This is a genomic window from Actinokineospora spheciospongiae, from assembly GCF_000564855.1.
GTDB lineage: Bacteria > Actinomycetota > Actinomycetes > Mycobacteriales > Pseudonocardiaceae > Actinokineospora > Actinokineospora spheciospongiae.
This window is the reverse complement of sequence record NZ_AYXG01000071.1, coordinates 28495-49048: the sequence shown is the minus strand read 5'-3', so window position 1 is coordinate 49048 and position 20554 is coordinate 28495. Positions and strand designations below refer to the sequence as shown.

The window sequence follows — 20554 nt, the reverse complement described above, 5'->3', positions numbered from 1 at the left end:
CTAGGGCGTGTCCTGCGGATCTTTCCCATGATCGTGTGCAGATGATGGGGTGTGGTCGGACGTGGTGAGCTGACGGACAAGGCCTGGGCTGCGATCGCGCCGTTGCTGCCCGCGCAGAGCGGGCAGCGCGGTGGTCGGTGGCGCAGTCACCGGCAGGTGATCGACGCGATCCTGTGGAAGGAACGCACCGGCGCGCCCTGGCGTGACCTGCCAGGACGGTATGGGCCGTGGAAGACAGCGCACGAACGGTTGCGGAAGTGGACCGCCGACGGGACGTGGGACCGGATACTGGAGCACGTGATCGTCAAAGACGACTCACTCGGGACACTCGAGGACAACGTGGCCTTCGTGGTCAGCGTCGACTCCACGAGCATCCGGGCCCACCAACACGCGGCCGGTGCCCGGAAAAAGGGGGCTGCGCGGACTGGATCGAGAACCTCGCCATCGACGGGGAATGCCTCGGACGCTCCCGCGGAGGGCTGACGACCAAGCTCCATCTGGCCGTCGACGCGGCCGGTCTGCCGCTGGCGGTGATCCTCACCCCCGGCCAGGCCGGGGACAACCCGCAACTGCTGCCGCTGCTTGAGGACATCGATGACATCGACGTCGACGGGCAGCGGGTGCGGGTCGGGCGGGTGATCGCCGACAAGGCCTACGCCCACCCGAGCACCCGCACCGCGCTACGACAGCGACGGATCAAGGCCACTATCCCCGAGCGTGTCGACCAGGTCGCCCACCGCAAGGCCAAGGGCTCGGCCGGTGGCAGGCCACCGGCCTTCGACACCGACATCTACAAGATGCGCAACGTCGTCGAACGCTGTTTCAACCGGCTCAAGCAGTTCCGCGGCCTGGCCACCAGGTTCGCCAAACGAGCCGCCTACCACCGAGCCGAGATCATCCTCGCCTGCATCGTCCTCCATCTCAAGTGAAGATCCGCAGGACAGGCCCTAGTCGTCGGCCTCGGCGGCGGCCAGGGCGGTTTCCACCCGCTCGCGGGCGCCCGCCAGGTGCTTGTCGCAGATCTTGGCCAGGGTTTCGCCGCGTTCCCAGAGGGTCAGCGACTCCTCCAGGGAGAGGCCGCCCGCCTCCAGTTTGGCGACGACCGCCACCAGTTCGTCGCGGGCCTGTTCGTAGCCGGGGGTGGTCACCTTGCTGGGCTCTCCAGACGGGTCAGGGCTCGGGCGAGGACGGTGGCCACCGCCTGGTCGAAGCCGACGAACGCCTCGGCGAAGTCGGCGCCGTCGCGGTCGGTCACGGCCTCGGTGATGCGGGCGCCCGCCCGGTTGATCCGGGTCTGGTTGGCCGGGGCGGTGGGGCCCGCGTACAGGCCCGCCGCCGTGCACAGCTCGCGCAGGCGCCGGGGGAGCTGGTGGCGGCCGGTGTTGGCGCAGCCCGCCAGGAGGGTGGCCCACGCCTCGGCGGCGGCGGCGTCCGCGCGGATCGCCGACCAGTGCACCTCGCGGGCCGAGCGGGGGGAGCCGGGGTCGCGGGAGATGGTGCACGCGGTGGAGAGGGTGAGCGGCAGGAAGGTGGGTTCGTTGCTGGTCGTGGCCACCGCTACCTCCCCTCGTGCGCCGGGTCCCGGTCGCCGGACACGACCGCGTGCAGGGCGCCGTCGGCCAGCCTGATCCGCAGGGTCGCGCCCTCGGCGGCGTCGTCGGTCGAGCGCAGCACGCGGGGGACCCCGTCGGCATCGGTCCGCTGGACGACCGCATACCCACGGGCAAGCGTGGCGGCTGGCCCCAGGGTCGTCAAGCGGGCCCGGGTCGCGGCCAGCCCGGCGGACTCCTCGGCGAGCCTGCCCAGCAGCGCCCGCCTGCCCCGCTCGGTCAGCGCGCGCACCTCCTCGGCCCGCCTGAGCAGCGGCGACACCGGGTCGGCCAGCACCGGCCTGCTGCGCAGCTGGGTCAGCAGCCGCAGTTCGCGGTCCACCCACCCGTGCAGCGCCCGGCGGGCCCGGTCGCGGGCCTGGCGCACCCGCGCGGACTCCTCGGCCACGTCCGGCACCACCCGCTTGCCCGCGTCGGTCGGGGTGGAGCAGCGCACGTCGGCCACGTGGTCGAGCAGCGGGGTGTCCGGTTCGTGCCCGATCGCGCTGAGCACCGGCGTGCGGCAGTCCGACACCGCCCGGCACAGCGCCTCGTCGGAGAACGGCAGCAGGTCCTCCACGCTGCCGCCGCCGCGGGCGATCACGATGACCTCCACCTCCGGGTCGCGGTCGAGCACCCGCAGCGCGTCGAGGATCTGCGGCACCGCCGTCGCGCCCTGCACGGCCACGTTCTCCACCCGGAACGCCACCGCGGGCCAGCGCGCGGTGGCGTTGACCAGCACGTCGTGCTCGGCGGCCGAGGCGCGGCCGGTGATCAGGCCGACCTTGCGCGGCAGGAACGGCGGCCTGCGCTTGCGCCGCGCGTCGAACAGGCCCTCGGCGGCGAGCAGCCTGCGCAGCCGCTCGATGCGGGCCAGCAGCTCGCCGACGCCCACGGCCCGGATCTCGTCGGCGCGCAGGCTCAGCGTGCCGCGGTTGAGGAAGAACGTCGGCTTCGCGCGCACGACGACCCGGGTGCCGTCGGTCAGCGGCGGCTCGTGCCGCCGCAGCACGCCGGTGGCGCAGGTGACCGTCATCGACACGTCCGCCGCCGGGTCGCGCAGGGTGAGGAAGGCGGTGCCGGTGCCCGGGCGGGCGGAGATCTGCGTCAACTGGCCCTCGACCCACACGGTGCCGAGCCGGTTGATCCAGTCGGCGATCTTGCGGGCCACGGTGCGGACCGGCCACGGTTCCTCGGGCGTGGAGCCGGGTTTGGCGGTGGTGCCGTCGGCGGTGCTGTTCTCAGTCACGGTGGCTTTCGGTCGGGCTCGGTCGGGTCACTGCTGGTCGCGCACCGTCTCGATGCGCCGGGTGAGCATGCCGACGAACGACGCGCGGTTCTCCCCGGAGCGCTCGTAGGACAGCAGTTCCTCCAGGTCGGCGACGGAGAACGTGCGCAGCCGGGCGCGCAGTTGCGGCAGCGACAGCTCGTCGTAGTTGGGGACCGCGGCGGGGGCGTTGGCGATCGCCTTCTGCTCCTGCTCCCACGGGTCGGCGCCGGTGGCCTCGGCCTCCAGCGCCGCCTCCTCGGCGGCCCGCTCCGCGGCGGCCCCGGCCGCCGGGTCGTCCGCCACGTCGGCCTCGGCGATCCCGGCGCCCCCGTCGACGGCCACCTCGGCCGTGGGGTCCACGGTGGACGCGGAGGCCGCGGTGTCCGGGGTGGACCCGTCCTCCTCGGACCCGTCGCCGTCGGACTCGTCGTCCAGGTCGTCCAGGTCGAACCCCTCGTCGAACCCGGCGTCCAGGTCGTCGTCGAGGTCGTCCAGGTCGTCGTCGGTGACCCGGTCGAAGGCGGGGCGGCGCGGGCCGGTGGCGGCGGGCGGGGCGACCGGGTCGACGTCCTCGTCGAAAGTCGCCCATTCCGGTGATTCCTCGACCGGGCGCAGCAGGGCCAGCGCCTCGTCGCCCTTGACGGCCAACTCGGTGACCTGCTGCTGCACCCGCATGGACGCCTGCAGCGCCTGGCTGGCGATGGTGACCGGGAGACCGACGATCCGGCGGGGCAGGTCCCGGGCGCGCTCGACCGCCGTGGCCGCGAGCCCGGCCGCGAGGCGCACCGGCAGGGGGAGGGGCTTCATGGGCACCAGCCTGCCGGAATCCGCCGGTTCTGCACAGCGGGCCACGGCGCCCTCTTCGCGAGACCCGGGCCACACGTACCCTGGGCGGTATGAGTGCTCCGACCAAGCGCGTGTTGCTGGCCAAGCCGCGCGGCTACTGCGCCGGTGTCGACCGGGCCGTCATCACGGTGGAGAAGGCCCTGGAAACCTACGGCGCGCCCGTCTACGTCCGCAAGGAGATCGTGCACAACAAGCACGTCGTGGAGACGCTGCGCGAGCGCGGCGCCATCTTCGTCGACGAGGCCGACGAGGTGCCCGAGGGCGCCATGGTCGTGTTCTCCGCGCACGGCGTCTCGCCCGCGGTCCACGAGCAGGCGGCCGAGCGCAACCTGCGCACGATCGACGCCACCTGCCCGCTGGTGACCAAGGTGCACTACGAGGCCAAGCGGTTCGCCAAGGACGACTACGACATCCTGCTGATCGGCCACGAGGGGCACGAGGAGGTCGAGGGCACCGCCGGTGAGGCGCCCGAGCACGTGCAGTTGGTCGACACCGCCGAGGACGTCGACCGGGTCGTGGTCCGCGACCCGTCGAAGGTCATCTGGCTGTCGCAGACCACGCTCTCGGTCGACGAGACCATGGTGCGGGTCAACCAGCTCAAGAACCGCTTCCCGGACCTGCAGGACCCGCCCAGCGACGACATCTGCTACGCCACCTCCAACCGCCAGTTCGCGGTGAAGGCGCTGGCGCCGGAGTGCGAGCTGGTGCTGGTCGTCGGGTCGGTGAACTCCTCGAACTCCAAGCGGCTGGTCGAGGTCGCGGTGCAGGCCGGGGCGAACGCCTCGTACCTGGTGGACTACGCGCACGAGGTGGACGAGGCCTGGCTCGACGGCGTGACCACGGTCGGTGTCACCAGCGGCGCCTCGGTGCCGGACAACCTGGTGATGGACCTGCTGGCGTGGCTGGCCGAGCGCGGCTACGGCCAGGTCGACGAGGTCACCACGGCCAACGAGAAGATCACCTTCGCGCTGCCGCCGGAGCTGCGCAAGGACCTCAAGCCCGCCTGAGCGCCGAGACGCGACGAGAGCCGAGACCCGACACCGGGTCTCGGCTCTCGTGCTGTCCCGGGGCTATTCCGGGCGGGGTTTGCGCGTGGTGGGCTTGCGGTTGGGGTCGCGCGGCCCGCGGTCCGGGCGCGGCTCGCGCTTGGCCTCCTCGCGCGGCGGGCGGGGGCGGCGCTCCCGGGTCTCCTGGCGCGGCTTGCGCTCGCGCGGCGCCGCGTCGTCGGCACCCCGGTCCCCGGTGTCCCTGGCGGGGTCGCGCTGCCGCAGCAGCCGGGCCACCCCGATCGCCACGCAGACCGCCGTGGTGATGGCCATGGTGGGGAAGTTGCTGGTCAGCGGGAACGCGACCGTGATGAGCAACTGCTTGCGGCCGCTCCCCTCGTCCGGGCTCAGCGCGATCAGCGCGCCCGCCGCGGTCACCGCGAACACCAGCGGCGGCTGCACCATCGGGCCGAACAGGTTGCGCCTGCGCACCAGGCACACCGCGGCGACGCAGCCCAGGACGAACCCGCCCTGGTAGATGCCGCCGAGGGTCTCCTGCCGCTGCATGTCGACCACGGCCGCGATCGCGGACAGGGCGAGCGCGAGCAGCACCGCGCCCCACCACGGCAGGCCCCGGGAGGCGCCGAACAGGGGGCGCTCGTCCCACGCGGGCCCGGCGCGGTCATCGTCCAGATCGCTTTGGCGATCGCGAGTCGCGGTCACGCCGGTACACGTTAGTCCGTCGGGGTAAGGAGACCGCGAAGATCGGGGCGAACCCGGCGCCCGGCCCACCCGATTCGGTGGCCCGCGTCACAAGTTCGGGCGGATTCGTGTCCGTTTCCGGGGTCCGGTTCGGCCATTCGCCCGCGTCGTGGACCGCTCGGCGCCCGGAATGACCAGTCGCCGGACCCGATGGGTGCCCGGGTCGCTCCCCGCCGGGGAGCCGGGGGTGTGGGCTAATGATCGCCCGCCGACCTCCCGAGGAGACCGACTGTGACCGCCGTGTTCGGCACCCTGACCGCTGTGCTGGCGCTGCTGCTGGCCGCCGCCCTGGTGGTGTTCCGGCGCCTGTACGACGACAGCAACCGCCGGGCGGACGCCTTCCGCGCCGAGGTGGCCGCCGAACGGGTGCGCTCCGACGCCCACCAGAGCGCGCTGCGCCGCTACGAGGTCGCGTTCGCCTCCATCAGCGGTCGCGGTGAGCTGGGCGAGCAGGTGCTGGTGGAGACCGCGCGGGCGCTGGGGATGCGCGAGGGGCTGCACTTCTCCGTGCAGACCGACGTGGCGGGCGGCGGCGCGGCCCGGCCGGACCTGCTGCTGCTCGTCGGCGACGGCCGCCGCGTCCCGGTCGACGCGAAGATGAGCATGGCCACCTGGGTCGAGGCGGTGGAGACCGACGACGCCGAGGAGCGGCTGGACGCGCTGCGGGTGCACGTGCGCAACATCCGCTCCCGGGCGGTCGACCTGGCGGGCAAGGGCTACCAGCGCTGGGCGGACGCCATCTACGGGACGATCATGTTCGTCCCGTCCGACGCCGCCGTCGTGGCCGCCCTGGACGCCGACCCGGAGCTGCTGCGCTGGCTGATGGACCGGCGGGTGTTCCTGTGCGGGCCCACCGGGTTCGCCGTCATCGCCTCGGCCGCGCTGTTCGCCGCCACCGAGCGCACGATCGCCGCCGACGTCGCCGCCGTCCGGGCGCAGTCGGCCGCGGCGCACCGGGCCGCCGCGGGCGCCCTGGACGCGGTGAACCTGTCGAGCACGCACCTGCAGCGCTTCATCTCGGCCCGGCGCCGGGAGCTGGACGCCCTGGAGCAGTTCCGGGGCGCGGTGGCGCCGCTGACCGACGCGGCGGGCAGCCCGACGCCGCTGCCCGCCATCCGCCGGGTGGACGAGCCCAACGGGCTGTTCGAGGTGGACGGGTCCGCGGACGACTGAGCCGACCGCTGGATTCGGCGCTACGACCGCCCTCGCGCGCAAGCCCTCGCCGACCTCAAGCGCCGCATGGAGAACCCCGTGACCGACCCCGACTTCGTCTACACCACCTACATCGACACCACCCCCGAGAAGCTGTGGCGGGCGCTGACCGACCCCGCCTTCACCCGCGAGTACTGGTGGGGCACCGAACAGCTCTCCACCTGGGACGAGGGCGCCCCCATGACCTGGGACGGCGAGGACGACCCGGAGCAGGTGGTGCTGGAGTCCGACCCGCCCCGGCGGCTGAGCTACACCTGGCACACCTTCACCACCACCTGGGCCGAGCGCGTGGGCATCGCCGAGGAACTGCGCGCCCGGCTCGCCGCGGAGTCCCGCTCGCGGGTCACCTTCGAGATCGAACCGGAGGGCGCGCTGGTCAAGCTCACCGTGGTGCACGGCGGGTTCGACCAGGGCAGCACCGTTCGGGCGATGGTCGGCGAGGGCTGGCCGCTGGTGGCCTCCAGCCTCAAGTCCTACCTGGAGACGGGGCGCCCGCTGCCCGCCGCGCAGTAGGTCGGCGGGTCGAACGCGCGTTCGGTCGGCGTGTCTGCCCCGGCCCGGCGCACCGACGTCCTACCGTGGTCGCTCATGCGCGTGCTGCACACCTCCGACTGGCACGTCGGGCGCACGTTCCACGGCCGCGACCTGCTCGCCGAACAGGAGACCGTGCTCGGCGGCCTCGCCGACCTGGTCACCGACGAGCGCGTCGACGCGGTCGTGGTGTCCGGCGACCTCTACGACCGCGCGGTGCCCTCCGCCGAGGCGGTGGCCACCTGCACGCGGGTGCTGGGCAGGCTCGCCGAGGCGGGCGCGCGGATCGTGATCACCCCGGGCAACCACGACTCGGCCGCGCGGCTGGGGGCGTTCGCCGGGTTCGCCGAGGCGGGCGGGCTGCACCTGCGCACCACCGCCGCCGACCTGCACCGGCCGGTGCTGCTGGCCGACGCGCACGGCCCGGTCGCCCTCTACGGCATCCCCTACCTCGAACCCGAACCCGCCCGGCACGCCCTGGGCATGCCGGAGCTGCGCGGGCACAGCGGCGTGCTCGGCGAGGCGATGCGCCGGGTGCGCGAGGACCTGGCCGGGCGGCCGGAGGGCACGCGGTCGGTGGTCCTCGCGCACGCCTTCGTGACCGGGGGCGAGGTCAGCGACTCCGAGCGGACCATCGCCGTCGGCGGGGTGCCGCACGTGCCCGACTCGACCTTCGACGGCGTGGACTACGTGGCGCTCGGGCACCTGCACGGCCCGCAGGTGCTCGCGGAGAACCTGCGCTACTCGGGCAGCCCGCTGGCGTACTCGTTCTCCGAGGCCCGGCAGCGCAAGTCCGTGTGGCTGGTGGAGTTCGACGCGGGCGGGCTGCTCGGCGTCGAGCGGCGCGAGCTGCCGGTGCCGCGCGAACTGGCCTCGGTGCGCGGGGAACTGGAGGACCTGCTGGTGGACCCGGCGCACGAACCGCTGGTGGACAAGTTCCTCAGCGTGGAACTGACCGACCGGGTCCGGCCGCTGGACGCCATGCGCCGGTTGCGGGAGCGGTTCCCGCACGCGGCGCACCTGGAGTGGAACCCGGAGGGCGGGACGGCGGAGCTGCGCTACCGCGAGGCCGTGCGCGGCAAACCGGACGAGGAGGTCGCCTGCTGCTTCGTCACCGACGTGCGCGGCAGCGAGCCGACCGGGACCGAGGAGGCGCTGCTGCGCGAGGCGCTGGCCGCCGTGGCCGCGGAGGGTCGCCGGTGAGGCTGCACCGGTTGGAGCTGTCGGCGTTCGGGCCGTACGCGGGCACCGAGGAGGTCGACTTCGACGTGCTCGGCGCCGAGGGCCTGTTCCTGCTGCACGGCGACACCGGCGCGGGCAAGACCACGCTGCTCGACGCGGTGGCGTTCGCGCTGTTCGGCTCGGTGCCCGGGATGCGCGGCGAGACCAAGCGGCTGCGCTGCGACCACGCCTCCGCCGACCTGCACACCCAGGTCGCCCTCGACCTCACCGTGCAGTCGCACCGGCTGCGGATCGTGCGCTCCCCGGAGTACGAGCGCCCCAAGAAGCGCGGCGCGGGCGTCACCACGCAGAACGCCAAGGTGTCGCTGAGCTGGGTCGGCACCGCCCCCTCCGGGCACGCCCCGGACGGCATCACCCGCATCGACGAGGTCGCCGACACCGTGGAGCGGCTCCTTGGCATGACCAAGGACCAGTTCTTCCAGGTGGTCCTGCTGCCGCAGGGCGACTTCGCCCGGTTCCTGCGGTCGAGCACCGACGAGCGCGAGACGCTGCTGGAGAAGCTGTTCGGCACGCAGAACTTCGAGCGCGTCGAGCGCTGGTTCCGCGACCGCCGCCAGGAGCGGCGCCGCGAACTGGACCGGGCCAGGGTCGGCGCGGGCGAGCTGCTGGCCCGCTTCGCGCAGGCCGCCGGGGACGAGCCGCCGGAGGAACCGGACGTCGAGTGGCTGGACGGGGTCGTCTCGGCCGCGGCGGTCCTGGACCGGGAGACCTCGGCGGCGGTGGAGCGGACCGCCGCCATGCGGACCGAGGCCGAGGAGGAACTGGCCCGGGGGAAGTCGCTGGCGGAGAAGGCGCGGCGGGTCCGCCGGGCCACCGACGAACTGGCGGAACTGGCCGCGCAGGCCGGGGCCAGGGCGGCGTGGCGCGCGGAGCTGGACGACGCCCGGCGGGCGCAGCCGGTGGTGGCCGCCGAGGAGCAGTCGCGGCGGGCCCGGCGGGCCGTCGAGGTCGCGGAGGCCGCCGTCCGGGAACACGCGGACGCGGCGGAGCGGCACGGGCTCCCGGTGTCCTCGGACGTCGAGGAACTGCGGGCGCTGGCCGGTGGGCTGCGCGAGGAAGCCGGGGCGCTGGGCGGGCTGGTCGCCGAGGCGGACCGGCAGGAGCAGGACGAGGAACGGCTGTCGGTGCTGCTGCGGCAGGTCGGGTCGGCGGAGGACGAACGGGTTCGCGTGGCGTCGCGGCTCTCCGGGTTCCCCGAGCGGATCGCGGCGGCGCGGGAGGCGCTGGCGGAGGCCACCGCGGCCGGGGCCGCGGTGGACGGGCTGCGGGCCCGGCGCGACGAACTGGCCGCCGCCGCGCGCGACCGGGACGGGCTGCCGCGCGCCCGCGCGGCCCTGGAGGACGCCCGGGACCACGACCGCGAGGTCGTCGACGCCCACCAGGACGCCCGCGAGCGGGTGCAGGTGCTGCGGCAGGCGCGGCTGGACGGGATGGCGGCGGAACTGGCCGCCGGGCTGGCCGACGGGCAGCCGTGCCCGGTCTGCGGGTCCGCGGCGCACCCGGTGCCCGCGCACCCCTCGGACGTCGTGGCCACGGCCGCCGACGAGCGGGCCGCGCAGGAGGCCGAGCAGCAGGCGCTGCGGGCCAGGGAACGCGGGCGGGAACAGGTCGTCGCGGCCCAGGCGGCGGTCGACGCGCTGCTGGCGCGGCTCACCCCGTGGGCGGAGGTCGACCTCGACGCCGAGTCCGCCGAGGTCCGCACCCGGTTCGAGGCGGCCCGCGAGGCCGCGGCCCGGTTCGAGGTGCTGGAGAAGGAACTCCAGGACGTCGAGCAGGACGCGGAGGGGTTGCGGGCGCGGCGCGACGAACTGGACCGCACCCTGGCGTCGCTGGGGTCCACCCGGGTGCAGTTGGTGGCGGTGATCGCGGAACGCCGGTCCACGGTGGAGCGGGCGCGCGGGTCGTTCGCCACCGTCGCCGACCGGGTGGGCGACGTGCAGCGCCGGGTCGCGCTGGTGGACCGGCTGGCGGACGCGTGCGCCGCGCTGGCGGCGGCCCGGGAGCGGGTGGTCGAGCAGGAGCGCGCGGTGCGCGACGCGGTCACCCTCGCCGGGTTCGGTTCACCGGGCGAGGCGCTGGGCGCGGCCCGCGAGGACACCGTCGTCGACAAGCTCCGGGGCAGGCTCGCCGACGCCGCCGCCGCGGAGAAGCAACACCGGGCGACCCTGTCGGACCCGGACCTGTCCGGCGTCCTCCCGGACACGGCGGTCGACCTCGGGCCACTGGTGGAAGCCGCCGCCGTCGCCCGCGCCGACGCCCAGCAGGCGTACGCGTCGGCCCAGCAGGCGCACGCCCGCTTCGTCGACGTCCGCGACCTCGGCAAGCGCCTGCGCGCGGCGTGGACGGCCCTGGCCCCGGTGGAAGCGGACTTCGCCGAACTCGACGCCCTGACCGACGTGGTCAACGGCCGCGGCCAGAACGCCGCCAAGATGTCGCTGCGCTCCTACGTCCTCGCGGCCCGCCTGGAGGAGGTGGCCCTGTCGGCCTCCGCCCGCCTCCGCGAGATGAGCCAGGGCCGCTACTCCTTCCAGCACTCGGCGGCGGCGGGCAGGCACGGCACCCGCGGCGGCCTCGGCCTCGACGTCCTCGACGACTACTCCGGCCGGGTCCGCCCCGCCAAGACCCTCTCCGGCGGCGAGTCCTTCATCGCCTCCCTGGCCCTGGCCCTCGGCCTGGCCGACGTGGTCGCCGCCGAATCCGGCGGAGCCCTCCTCGACACCCTCTTCGTCGACGAGGGCTTCGGCACCCTCGACGCCAACACCCTCGACGACGTCATGACCATCCTCGACGACCTCCGCTCCGGCGGCCGGGTGGTCGGCCTGGTCTCCCACGTCGAAGAACTCCGCCAACGCGTCCCCGTCCGCCTCCGCGTCGCCAAGGCCCGCACCGGCTCCACCATCCAGGTGACCGGCGTCTAGGGCTCCGGTGTCGCGCGGGCAGTGGCCCGCCACAGGTGCATTCCGGCGTAGGAGCGCCACGGGCTCCACAACCGCCCACGATCCCCGGAATCGTCCGATGTGGACATAACGGGACCCGCACCCGTCCGCACCGCGATGTCGTTGGGCGGCAGGATGTCCGGCTCCCCGAGCAACCGCATGACCACGTACCCGGCGGTCGACGGCCCGATCCCCGGATAGGACTGCAACCGGGACCGCAACGTCTCCGGATCGACCCCCACGTGCAACTCCAGCTCCCCGGAGGCGATCGCGGCGCACACGGCCCGGATCGTGTCCACCCGCCGGGTCGGCCCCGCCAACACCTCCGCCCCCCGCTCGGCCACCGCCGCCGCCGACGGGAACAGCGTCGTCAGCTCACCGTCCGGCGCGGGCAGCGGCTCACCCACCGAGTCGCTCAACCGGCGGGCGGCGGCCCGGGCCGCCGACACCGTGAGCTGCTGGCCCAGCAGGGCGCGCAGCACCGTCTCGGTGCCGTCCACGCTGCCGGGGACGCGGATGCCGGGGATGGCCGCCACCGACGGGGCCAGGGCCGGGTCCGCCGCCAGCACCCGGTCGATCGCGGTGGGGTCGGCGTCGAGGTCGAAGAGGCGGCGGAGGCGGGCCACGGCGGTGCCCAGGTCGCGCAGGTCGGCCAGGCGGAGGGTGCACTCGACGTGGGTGCCCGCGGGGCGCAGGTGGGCGGTGGCGGGGCCGTGCGGCAGGCGCAGGGTGCGGGCGTAGCGGCCGGGGGAGGCGCTCTCGACCCCGGGGATGGCGCGGGCGCCGAGGAACGCCAGGATGCCCGCGGCGTCGAACGGGGTCCGCACGGGGAGGCGGAGGGTGACGCGGCCGGGGGTGGCGGGGTGGCGTCTTCGCCCGACCCGGCGGCTCGCGGCCGTGCGCAGCTCCGAGGGGGTGGCGGCGAACACGGAGCGGACCGTGTCGTTGAACTGGCGGACGCTGGCGAAGCCGGAGGCGAACGCCACGTCCGACACCGTCAGCGCGGTCGTCTCGATCAGCAGCCGGGCCAGGTGCGCGCGCTGCGCCCTGGCCAGCGCCAGCGGGCCCGCGCCCAGCTCCGCGGTGAGCACCCGGGTCAGGTGCCGCTCGGAGTAGCCCACCCGCCGCGCCAGGCCCGGCACGCCCTCCCGCTCGATGACCCCGTCGAGGATCAGCCGCATCGCCCGACCCGCCAGGTCGCCGCGGGTGTTCCACTCCGGGGAGCCGGGGACGACGTCGGGCAGGCAGCGCAGGCAGGCGCGGTAGCCCTGCTGCTGGGCCGCCGCGGCGGTGGGGAAGAACTCGGCGGTGCGCCGCCGGGCGGTGGCCGCCGGGCAGGCGGGCCTGCAGTAGACCCCGGTCGTGCGGACAGCCAGGATCAGCTGCCCGTCGAACCGCGTGTCGCGGACGGCGGCGGCGCGGTGGGCCAGCTCCGGGTCGATCAACACCGGACCATGCTGCCGGCGGCGGACCCGCTGGTCTGGCGAGAAAGAGACATGTGCCTCGGGTTGGCGGAAATGACAACGGGGACCTGCCCGGAAGGGCAGGTCCCCGCAGCCGTCGACCACCGGGTGCTCACCCGGTGCGGCAGGTCACGAAACCGCTTGCACGACCACGTCGCCGGAGCCGACGAGCACACCGGCGTCGGTGCGCACCTCGACGTTGCCCAGCAGGACCCGGCCCGCGGCCGGGGCCAGGTTCGCCGTCACCGTGCCCGGCACCGTCCAGGACGCGCCCGCGGCCCGGTTGGCGTTGGCGTCGGTGACCGCCACCGACCCGAAGGCCGGGTTGGTGAACACGTCGAGGTAGTCGTAGTCCGTGGTGCCCGCGGGCACCGCGTAACCGTCGACCAGCGCCACGTAGGTGCCCGCCGCCGGGTTGGCGATGGTCACCTCCTCCTCGGAGTCGCCGTCGGCCGACTGGCCCACCAGCGCGCACGACGGCGCGCAGCGGTACACGGCCAGGTCGAGGTCGGCACCCGCGTCGGAGGTGTTGCCGATCTTGACCCGCAGCGACGTGGAGCCCGGGCTCACCGCGATCTGGTACTGCTGGCTCGCGCCGTCCGCGATGGACAGCACGCCCTTCTTGGCGCTGCCCAGGTTCGTGCCGCTCGCCTTGCCGGTGAACGGGCCGAACAGGTTCTTCAGCGTGTACGTCCTGGCGACCGGCGTGCCCTTGGTGGCCGTGGCGATCGTGTCCGGGTTCGGGGACACGGTCGCGCCGAGCACCGAGGCGGTCAGCGTGAACGGCGCGGTGGCGGCGTCGGAGGTGCGGCGGGCCTCCACCACGATCTCCCACACACCGGCCTGCGGGTTGCTGACCGTGCGGCTGGTCGGGTCACCGGCGTCGCAGCCGGAGACCGACGGGTTGTAGCAGTTCGGCGTGGAGTTGGACTCGATGCCGACGCCGTACGGGTGGAACCGCAGGAAGCGGATCTGGCCCGCGCCCGGGGTGGTCCCGCCGCCCTGCAGGTCGACCTTGAACGCCGGGGTGCCCGGCGGGACGCGGAAGAAGTACGACTTCGACTGGTTGCGGCCGATCTGCCCGCCGTTGCGCACGGTGTAGCCGTTGGCCGCGGTGAAGTCCTGGGCCGCGACGACGGTGTTGAGGGTCTGGCCGTCGATCGCCCCGGTCGTCGGGCTGTCCAGGTTCATGATCGCGGAGTGGATGCCCGCGGTCCCCGCCTTGACCGTCACCGGGAACTTGACCGCGCTGTTGAGCGGCAGCGTCACCTTCTTGTCGGAGCTGAAGGTGCCGTCGTTGCCCACCCAGTCGACCTTGTAGGTCACCGGCGAGGCCGGGCCGCTGGTGCGGGTCAGGGTGTAGGTGCGGGTGTAGGCGTCACCCGGCTTCACGCCCTCGCGGTCGTTGATGCCGACGCCGACGCCCGGGGTCTTGAGGAAGGCGGACAGCGCGGTGTTGACCGGCACCGAGGTGGTGATGTCGACCGTGCTCGGGTTGTTCTTGAGCAGGTTCCAGGCCTTGCGCACGTCGATCAGGCCGTTGCCCTGCTCGTAGGCGCCGAGGCCGTTGACGAACCGGGCGGTCGAGTAGAACGCGGCGCGGATCTGCGCCGCCCCGGCCGGGACGCCCTTGGCCTTGGCGGCGCTGACCAGCAGCGTCGCCGCGCCCGCGGCCTGCGGGGAGGCCATCGAGGTGCCGTTGAACTGGGCGTAGCCCGGCGGCAGCTCGTAGGTGCCCGCCACCGGCTGGCCCGGCTGCCAGGTCGGCACGGTGGAGATCGCCGAACCCGGGGCGACGATGTTCGGCTTGAACCCGCCGTCCTCGCGCGGACCGCGCGAGGAGAAGCCGTGCAGGCTCTCCGAGACGCCCAGGTCCGAGCCGTAGTTGCTGCGCCAGGTCTCCTTGGTGATGTAGGAGCCCACGGAGACGACGTCGGTGGCCACCGACGGGTCGCCGACGGTGTTCGAGCCCGCGCCGGAGTTGCCCGCGGAGATGAACATGTTCACGTCGTAGGTGTTGATCAGCCGGTCGTACAGCTCGGCGCGCGCGTTGTTGGCGTCGTTGAGCGCGGGCAGGCCGCCGATCGACATGTTGATCACGTCGACGTTGGCCACCGACGCGGCGTAGATCATGCCCTCGAGCAGCGCGTGGTTGGTGCAGCCGTCGACGAACAGGCAGACGCGCACCGAGACCAGGTTGGCGCCGGGCGCCGCGCCGTTCACGGTGCCGCCGAAGAGCCGGTTGCCCGCGACGATGCCCGCCACGTGCGAGCCGTGCGCGCCGGAGACGATGCCGATGTTCACGGCCTGGTTGGCCGGGTCGGTCTGCACGACGAACGGCATCGACTCCTTGACCGCGGTGGCCGGGTTGTCGGTGCCGAACTGGCCGATGTCGTACTTGACCTTGTAGTCGGTCATCGGCTTGTCGTCGGCGAAGGTGCCGTTCTGGTTCGTGTCGACCCAGACGGTGCTCGTCGCCGGGTTCCACAGCACGCCGAAGGTGCCCTTGGACCCGGCCGGGTTGCCGTCGCGGTTGACGTCGGAGCCGACCTCGCCGCCGAGGCGGGAGTCGCGCTCGTCGAAGGTGCCGATGCGCAGCTCACCGGTCTCACCGGGCAGGCCCTGGGCGGCGCCGGTGGTCTTGGTGGTCATCAGCAGCCACGTCGGGTCGTCGTCGTTGTTGACGCCGCCGGTGAACGTGGGGTCGGTGTAGGTCACCCAGTCGGTGATCTTGCGCTGCCCGGTGCTGGTGGTGTTCAGCGACGGGTGGGCGAGGTCCACACCGGAGTCGATGATGGCGACGGTCGTGCCGCGGCCGTCCCAGGTGGGGTGGTCGTTGACGAACTGCGCGGCGTTCGTGTCACCGATCGGCATGTACGGGTTCACCCGCGGCGTCGCCGGGCCCGGGGCGGGCTGCGGCGTCGGGTCGACCGCGCCCGCGGGCTGCGGGTCCGGCAGCGGGACGTTCTCGTCGAGGTCCAGCGCGCTGACCCCGGGCAGCTTGGCGATCTTCTTGACCTGGTCGACCGGGACCTCGGCGCGGACGTAGCCGATGTCGTCCTTGCGGTACTCGACCTCGGCGCCCGCCCTGGTCAGCTCGTCGACCTTGGCCGCGGAGCCGCCCTCGGTGGTGCTGATCAGGACCTTGACGGTCTTCTGGCCCGCCTGCCGGGCCTTGTTCAGCAGCTCCAGGTCGTGCTTGCCGATGCCCTGGCCCTCGTCGGAGGGTGCCGGGGTGGACGGCGCGGCGCTCGCGTTCGGGCCGGTGGCGAGCATGACGCTGGCCAGCGCCGTGCTGAACGCCATGCCGAGGGCGATGCGGCGTCGCCGTCGCCATTCGGGTTGGATCATCCCACGTTCCTTCTTCCTCAGCGGGTGAGCTGGGCGCGCGTCTCCCACGACCGGGTGTACGGACGACAGCAGGGCGCTCACGGAGTGTTGTTCGCCGTCTCGACGGTGACTAGCGTCCAATTGGGCTAATCCGATCGAGTGGTCAAACCCGTTTCCGCACGGAGGGTGGCTCCATCGCTGCGAGCGAGGCGATCGTTACCAAGCGAATGGGTGCTGTACTGCGGATGTACGGCCCAGTCCAAGCGACGATGAGTGACCAAAACTGGGAACGGTGTTGGTAACTATTTGGCTTCCCGGACGGGTGGGCGAGCCCGTCCGGGGCGGACCGTAGACTCCTGACCCGTGAGTTTGACCCTCGGCATCGTCGGCCTGCCCAACGTCGGCAAGTCCACGCTGTTCAACGCCCTGACGAACAACGACGTGCTCGCGGCGAACTACCCGTTCGCCACCATCGAGCCCAACGTCGGCATCGTCCCGCTGCCCGATCCCCGGCTGGACAAGCTGGCGGAGGTGTTCGGCAGCGAGAAGACCGTGCCCGCCGTGGTGTCCTTCGTCGACATCGCCGGGATCGTCAAGGGCGCCTCGGAGGGGGCGGGCCTGGGCAACAAGTTCCTCGCCAACATCCGCGAGGCCAACGCCATCTGCCAGGTCATCCGCGTCTTCGACGACCCCGACGTCGTCCACGTCGACGGGGTGGTGAACCCCCTGTCGGACATCGAGACGATCAACACCGAGCTGATCCTCGCCGACCTCCAGACCCTGGAGAAGGCCATCCCCCGCCTGGAGAAGGAGGCCCGCACCCGCAAGGAGGCGCGCCCCACCCTGGACGCGGCCACCGCGGCCAAGGACATCCTCGACTCCGGCAAGACCCTCTTCGCCGCGGGCACGGACGTCACCCTGCTGCGCGAGCTGTCCCTGCTCACCACCAAGCCGTTCCTCTACGTCTTCAACGCCGACGAGTCGGTCCTCACCGACGACAACCGGGTCGCGGAACTGGCCAGGATGGTCGCCCCCGCCGACGCGGTGTTCCTCGACGCGAAGGTCGAGTCGGAACTGCTGGAACTGGACGAGGAGTCCACCAGGGAACTGCTGGAGTCCGTCGGCCAGACCGAACCGGGCCTCAACGCCCTCGCCCGCGCGGGCTTCCACACCCTCGGCCTCCAGACGTACCTGACGGCGGGCCCCAAGGAGTCCCGCGCCTGGACCATCCCCCAGGGCGCCACCGCCCCCCAGGCCGCGGGCGTCATCCACACCGACTTCGAACGCGGCTTCATCAAGGCCGAGGTCGTCTCCTACGACGACCTGGTCGAGGCGGGCTCCATGGCCGCGGCCAAGTCGGCGGGCAAGGTCCGCATCGAGGGCAAGGACTACGTCATGTCCGACGGCGACGTGGTCGAGTTCCGGCACTCATAGAACATTTGCCGGCGATGGAAGCGCGCAGACGCATCTGGTGTCTGTCGTCATCTGGATGATCGAGTGGGATGCGCACGCTTGCCGTTGGCGGAAGTGCAGAGCGCTCGCCCGTACGCAGTTGACTCAAAGAGGTGGGAGGCCATGACCGTGCGCACCGTGACAGTCGTGGCTCCGATCTCGTCGCTCGGCGGACGCAGGTTCGCACCCCAGGCCGAGCTGATCTTGCACGACCTCGCTCAACCTGCCGCGGCTTCGCTCCCAGGCACCGCCGGCGAGGTGTTGCTCATCCCCGAGATGCCCAGTCCCTTGGGGCTGCCCGACTTCATCGCGCTGGCCAGCGGTCGGGACTGGCTTCAAGCGCGCGGCGCTGCGGGCGTCCAGCCGCTTCTCGCCGAGGCCGACTGCTCGGTGCTGGCGGTGCTGCACCCGGGACAGGCGCTGTCGTCGGCGACGATCGCTCGGCGAGTGGGGTGGTCGCCTGCGGCTCTCGAGCCGGTGCTGAGCCGTCTTGAGAGCGCGGGCGCGGTGGAGAAGACCCCCGGCGGAGCGCACAGGGTGAACCCTGCGCTGGTGCCGCGGGGATCAGTGTTCGCCCTCGAGGCGAAGGTGAAGGACTGGCAGAAGGCGGTCCTCCAGGGCCGCGCGTACCGCTCGTGGGCCGACAACTACGTGGTCCTCCTGGGGGATGTCGGTCCCGTGGCGGTGCGTCGCGCTGCGGAGCGCGTCGCTCATGACGGAGCGGGACTCTACTCGTCCTCGGGATGGGTCGTCAGGCCGCGCGTGAGGCGTCCTGCGCCGGCGAAGCGTCTGTGGGGCTTCGAGCACCTGTACGCCGCTACAGCGTCCTCAGCTCCAGCCCTCTGACGCGGCGAAGAGTTCGAGTCCGTCGAGGAACGGCTTGATCCAGCGGTCGGGGCCGATCGGCGCGCCGGTGATCCGTTTCACTTCCTGCCACTCGGGGCGAGCCTCCGTGTAGCGGCGTCGCAAGGCGGCGATCCGGTCGCGGCCGGTCAATCCGTTCAGCTCGTCGACGATCGTTGTGAGGACCGAGGCGTGGTGCTGGAACGCCTGCTCCGGCTTGGGGCCGATGGTGCCGGGGGTCAGCCGCGCGGCCAGCGCTTGCTTCTCCGAGGACAGCACGGAGTACTCGCGGTTCGAGAGCCCGCCCATGAGCCCGCCGAGCGTCGGACGCTGGTACCAGCCGCCGCCGTTCTGATCGCCTTCGCGCTCCTCGAAATCCTGGTAGGCGCAGATGCGCTGGCGGATGTCCCAGCCGGTCCCGACCGCCTCCGCTCCGGCGGCCGCGGCGGGCAGCGCCGCGATGTCGCCGAAGGCGACGCGCACGGGGTGGTCCTGGCTGAGCGCGAAGGTCGTGCGCATTAGGCCGTACACCTCTTCGGCGGTCGCGCCGGGAGGCATCGCGTTGTCGGACCGCGTCACGACCAGCAGCCAGCCGGCCGGCTCCAGCTGGTCCAGCGCACCGACGTGGGCGTCGAGCTCCGCGCCAGCACCCCAGAACTGCTGGTCGCCAGCAATGGTGAGCCATGCGGCGGGCTCTACGTCCATCGCTTCTTGGCCGAACTCGAGCGCGCGCTGGCTCGTGGGCGTGTCGGGGTAGGACACCAGCAAGGAGGAGGCGAGGAGCGGGCTGGAGAGCTCCCTCTGAATCGCGTAGACCCGGTCGATGTGGTCGCGCATGGCAGGGCGCGACGACACGTCGCCTCGTGCGCCGCCCCAGAGGCCCCATGTGTCGTAGTGCCGGAAGTCGCCGGCGCGGGGCATGCTCAGCGCGTAGGTCATCGGATCGAACCAGAACTCGCCGCCGGCTGCTCGGATCTGTTCGGACGTGTCCTGCGCCGAGCGCTTGAAGCCGTTGGCCAGGCGCGGGGAGGTGAAGGGTGACAGGTACGCGCCGGTCGCGTACCCGCCTCGTATGGCGCTCGAGGCCCACTTGACCAGGGTGTTGCGGGCCGTGTCGCCGAGGAAGACCCCCATCACGCCGCCTCGAACGCGCGCTGCAGCGCGTTGCCGTTGCGGTACCGCCGTGCGGGCTGGGGGTGGAGCCCCCGCTCCACGACCGCGACCAGGCCGTCGGGCAGGTCGGGGCGCGCGTCCTGCAGAGGTATGTGCTGTGCGGTCCGCAGGCGCTGGAGGTACTCGAAGTCGTCACCCTTGTAGGGGACGGGCGGATGGCCGGTGGCCGCCAGGTAGACCAGGGCGCAGCACCCGAAGACGTCGGACGCGGCCGTGGGCGAGCCGGAGTACGCCTGGAGGTGCTCAGGCGTCATGAAGCCGCGGGTGCCGGGTTGGCCGCCGACGGTCAGCCCGCTCCGGAGGGTGTGCTTGGCGAAGCCGGGGTCCATCACCACGAACTTCCCGGACACGAGCCGCTGGACGTTGCCAGGGCTGAGGTCGCGGTGGATGACCTTCTTCTCATGCAGCGCGCCGAGCCCAGCCGCCACGTCCCGTCCCAGCGCGAGCAGATGCTCCGAAGGCCACCTCGATCCGCCGTAGCGCAGGTCGGTGCCGTCGAGGAGCTCCTCGAGCCAGAACACGGCGACGGGCGGGTCGCCGAGCAGCTGGAGGTCCGAGCTGACGGCGACCACGTTGGGGTGGTCGACGCTCTTGAGCAGGTCGACCTCGCGCCGAGCGCGCTCGAGCGCCGCCGGGTCCGCGGCCAGACCGAGGTCAATGAGCTTGAGCACGCTCTCGGTGCCGTCGGGGTGCGTCACGACATGCACCTGCTTCTGCCCGCCCTGCACGAGGGCGCGCGCGGGCGCGACGTCCAGTCGGGAGCAGGCTTCGTGCAGCAGGTCGGTCATCTCATGATCCTGACATGCCTGCACCGGTGCGACGGGGGTTGTCGCAATTGTGTCGCGGGTGTGCGGCCCGGCCGGGGCGCTGCGCCGGCCGTCGTCGGGGCAGGATGGTGCTCATGATGAGGTAGGCCCGA

The 20554-nt window shown here is 72.9% G+C and carries 15 protein-coding genes and 2 pseudogenes; 8 read left to right on the top strand and 9 right to left on the bottom strand.

Annotated elements, in window-relative coordinates; genetic code table 11:
• Window positions 1-51 precede the first annotated feature (51 nt).
• Window positions 52-929 (top strand): annotated as a pseudogene (locus tag UO65_RS34475) (IS5 family transposase).
• Window positions 930-947: 18 nt separating this feature from the next.
• Here UO65_RS34475 and UO65_RS09370 read toward each other — a convergent pair.
• From UO65_RS09370 to UO65_RS09355, 4 genes are read right to left on the bottom strand one after another with little or no spacing between them, the layout of a single operon-like run.
• Window positions 948-1148, bottom strand: a complete 201-nt coding sequence (locus UO65_RS09370) for an exodeoxyribonuclease VII small subunit (protein ID WP_035280719.1) — start codon at window positions 1146-1148, stop codon at window positions 948-950.
• Window positions 1145-1555, bottom strand: a complete 411-nt coding sequence (locus tag UO65_RS09365) for a hypothetical protein (RefSeq protein WP_035280717.1) — start codon at window positions 1553-1555, stop codon at window positions 1145-1147. The genes UO65_RS09370 and UO65_RS09365 overlap by 4 nt, the downstream gene beginning before the upstream one ends.
• A gap of 2 nt (window positions 1556-1557) precedes the next feature.
• Entirely contained in the window at window positions 1558-2838 is a 1281-nt protein-coding gene (gene xseA, locus UO65_RS09360) for an exodeoxyribonuclease VII large subunit (RefSeq protein WP_035280715.1), read from the bottom strand.
• A 27-nt stretch (window positions 2839-2865) separates the two neighbouring features.
• A complete protein-coding gene (locus UO65_RS09355) occupies window positions 2866-3666 on the bottom strand; it encodes a lipid droplet-associated protein (RefSeq protein WP_035280713.1) in 801 nt (266 codons plus the stop codon).
• An 89-nt stretch (window positions 3667-3755) separates the two neighbouring features.
• Here UO65_RS09355 and UO65_RS09350 point away from each other — a divergent pair, with 89 nt between their 5' ends.
• Entirely contained in the window at window positions 3756-4712 is a 957-nt protein-coding gene (locus UO65_RS09350) for a 4-hydroxy-3-methylbut-2-enyl diphosphate reductase (RefSeq protein ID WP_084175415.1), read from the top strand.
• A 63-nt stretch (window positions 4713-4775) separates the two neighbouring features.
• Here UO65_RS09350 and UO65_RS09345 read toward each other — a convergent pair whose 3' ends face one another.
• Window positions 4776-5414, bottom strand: a complete 639-nt coding sequence (locus tag UO65_RS09345) for a DUF6542 domain-containing protein (RefSeq protein WP_052020949.1) — start codon at window positions 5412-5414, stop codon at window positions 4776-4778.
• 270 nt (window positions 5415-5684) lie between these two features.
• On the opposite strand from UO65_RS09345, the gene rmuC reads away from it, so the two are divergent.
• The 4 genes and pseudogenes from rmuC (at window position 5685) to UO65_RS09325 (ending at window position 11356) form a co-directional block, all read left to right on the top strand.
• Window positions 5685-6626, top strand: coding sequence for a DNA recombination protein RmuC (rmuC, locus tag UO65_RS09340; RefSeq protein ID WP_035280709.1), 942 nt, complete (start codon window positions 5685-5687; stop codon window positions 6624-6626).
• Window positions 6627-7178, top strand: a pseudogene (locus UO65_RS09335) (SRPBCC family protein); the annotation flags it as partial.
• 75 nt (window positions 7179-7253) lie between these two features.
• A complete protein-coding gene (locus UO65_RS09330) occupies window positions 7254-8399 on the top strand; it encodes an exonuclease SbcCD subunit D (protein WP_035280705.1) in 1146 nt (381 codons plus the stop codon).
• Window positions 8396-11356 carry an AAA family ATPase gene (locus tag UO65_RS09325; RefSeq protein ID WP_035280703.1) on the top strand — a complete coding sequence of 987 codons (2961 nt, stop codon included), beginning with the start codon at window positions 8396-8398 and terminating at the stop codon, window positions 11354-11356. Before UO65_RS09330 ends, UO65_RS09325 begins: the two co-directional genes overlap by 4 nt.
• On the opposite strand, the gene UO65_RS09320 is transcribed toward UO65_RS09325, so the two are convergent.
• Both UO65_RS09320 and UO65_RS09315 read right to left on the bottom strand, forming a co-directional pair.
• On the bottom strand, window positions 11353-12822 hold the full coding sequence (locus UO65_RS09320; protein WP_035280701.1) for an AlkA N-terminal domain-containing protein: 1470 nt from the start codon (window positions 12820-12822) through the stop codon (window positions 11353-11355). The genes UO65_RS09325 and UO65_RS09320 overlap by 4 nt on opposite strands.
• 144 nt (window positions 12823-12966) lie before the next feature.
• On the bottom strand, window positions 12967-16188 hold the full coding sequence (locus tag UO65_RS09315) for a S8 family serine peptidase (RefSeq protein ID WP_035280699.1): 3222 nt from the start codon (window positions 16186-16188) through the stop codon (window positions 12967-12969).
• 342 nt (window positions 16189-16530) lie between these two features.
• On the opposite strand from UO65_RS09315, the gene ychF reads away from it, so the two are divergent.
• Complete coding sequence (gene ychF / locus UO65_RS09310; RefSeq protein ID WP_035280697.1) at window positions 16531-17601, top strand: redox-regulated ATPase YchF; 1071 nt, start codon at window positions 16531-16533, stop codon at window positions 17599-17601.
• A gap of 141 nt (window positions 17602-17742) precedes the next feature.
• Window positions 17743-18465 carry a DprA-like winged helix domain-containing protein gene (locus UO65_RS09305; protein WP_035280694.1) on the top strand — a complete coding sequence of 241 codons (723 nt, stop codon included), beginning with the start codon at window positions 17743-17745 and terminating at the stop codon, window positions 18463-18465.
• Here the strand turns inward: UO65_RS09305 and UO65_RS09300 are convergent.
• Complete coding sequence (locus UO65_RS09300) at window positions 18448-19596, bottom strand: hypothetical protein (protein ID WP_152552030.1); 1149 nt, start codon at window positions 19594-19596, stop codon at window positions 18448-18450. The two genes, UO65_RS09305 and UO65_RS09300, sit on opposite strands and share 18 nt — an antisense overlap.
• A complete protein-coding gene (locus tag UO65_RS09295; RefSeq protein WP_035280691.1) occupies window positions 19596-20423 on the bottom strand; it encodes a serine/threonine-protein kinase in 828 nt (275 codons plus the stop codon). The genes UO65_RS09300 and UO65_RS09295 overlap by 1 nt, the downstream gene beginning before the upstream one ends.
• Window positions 20424-20554 lie beyond the last annotated feature (131 nt).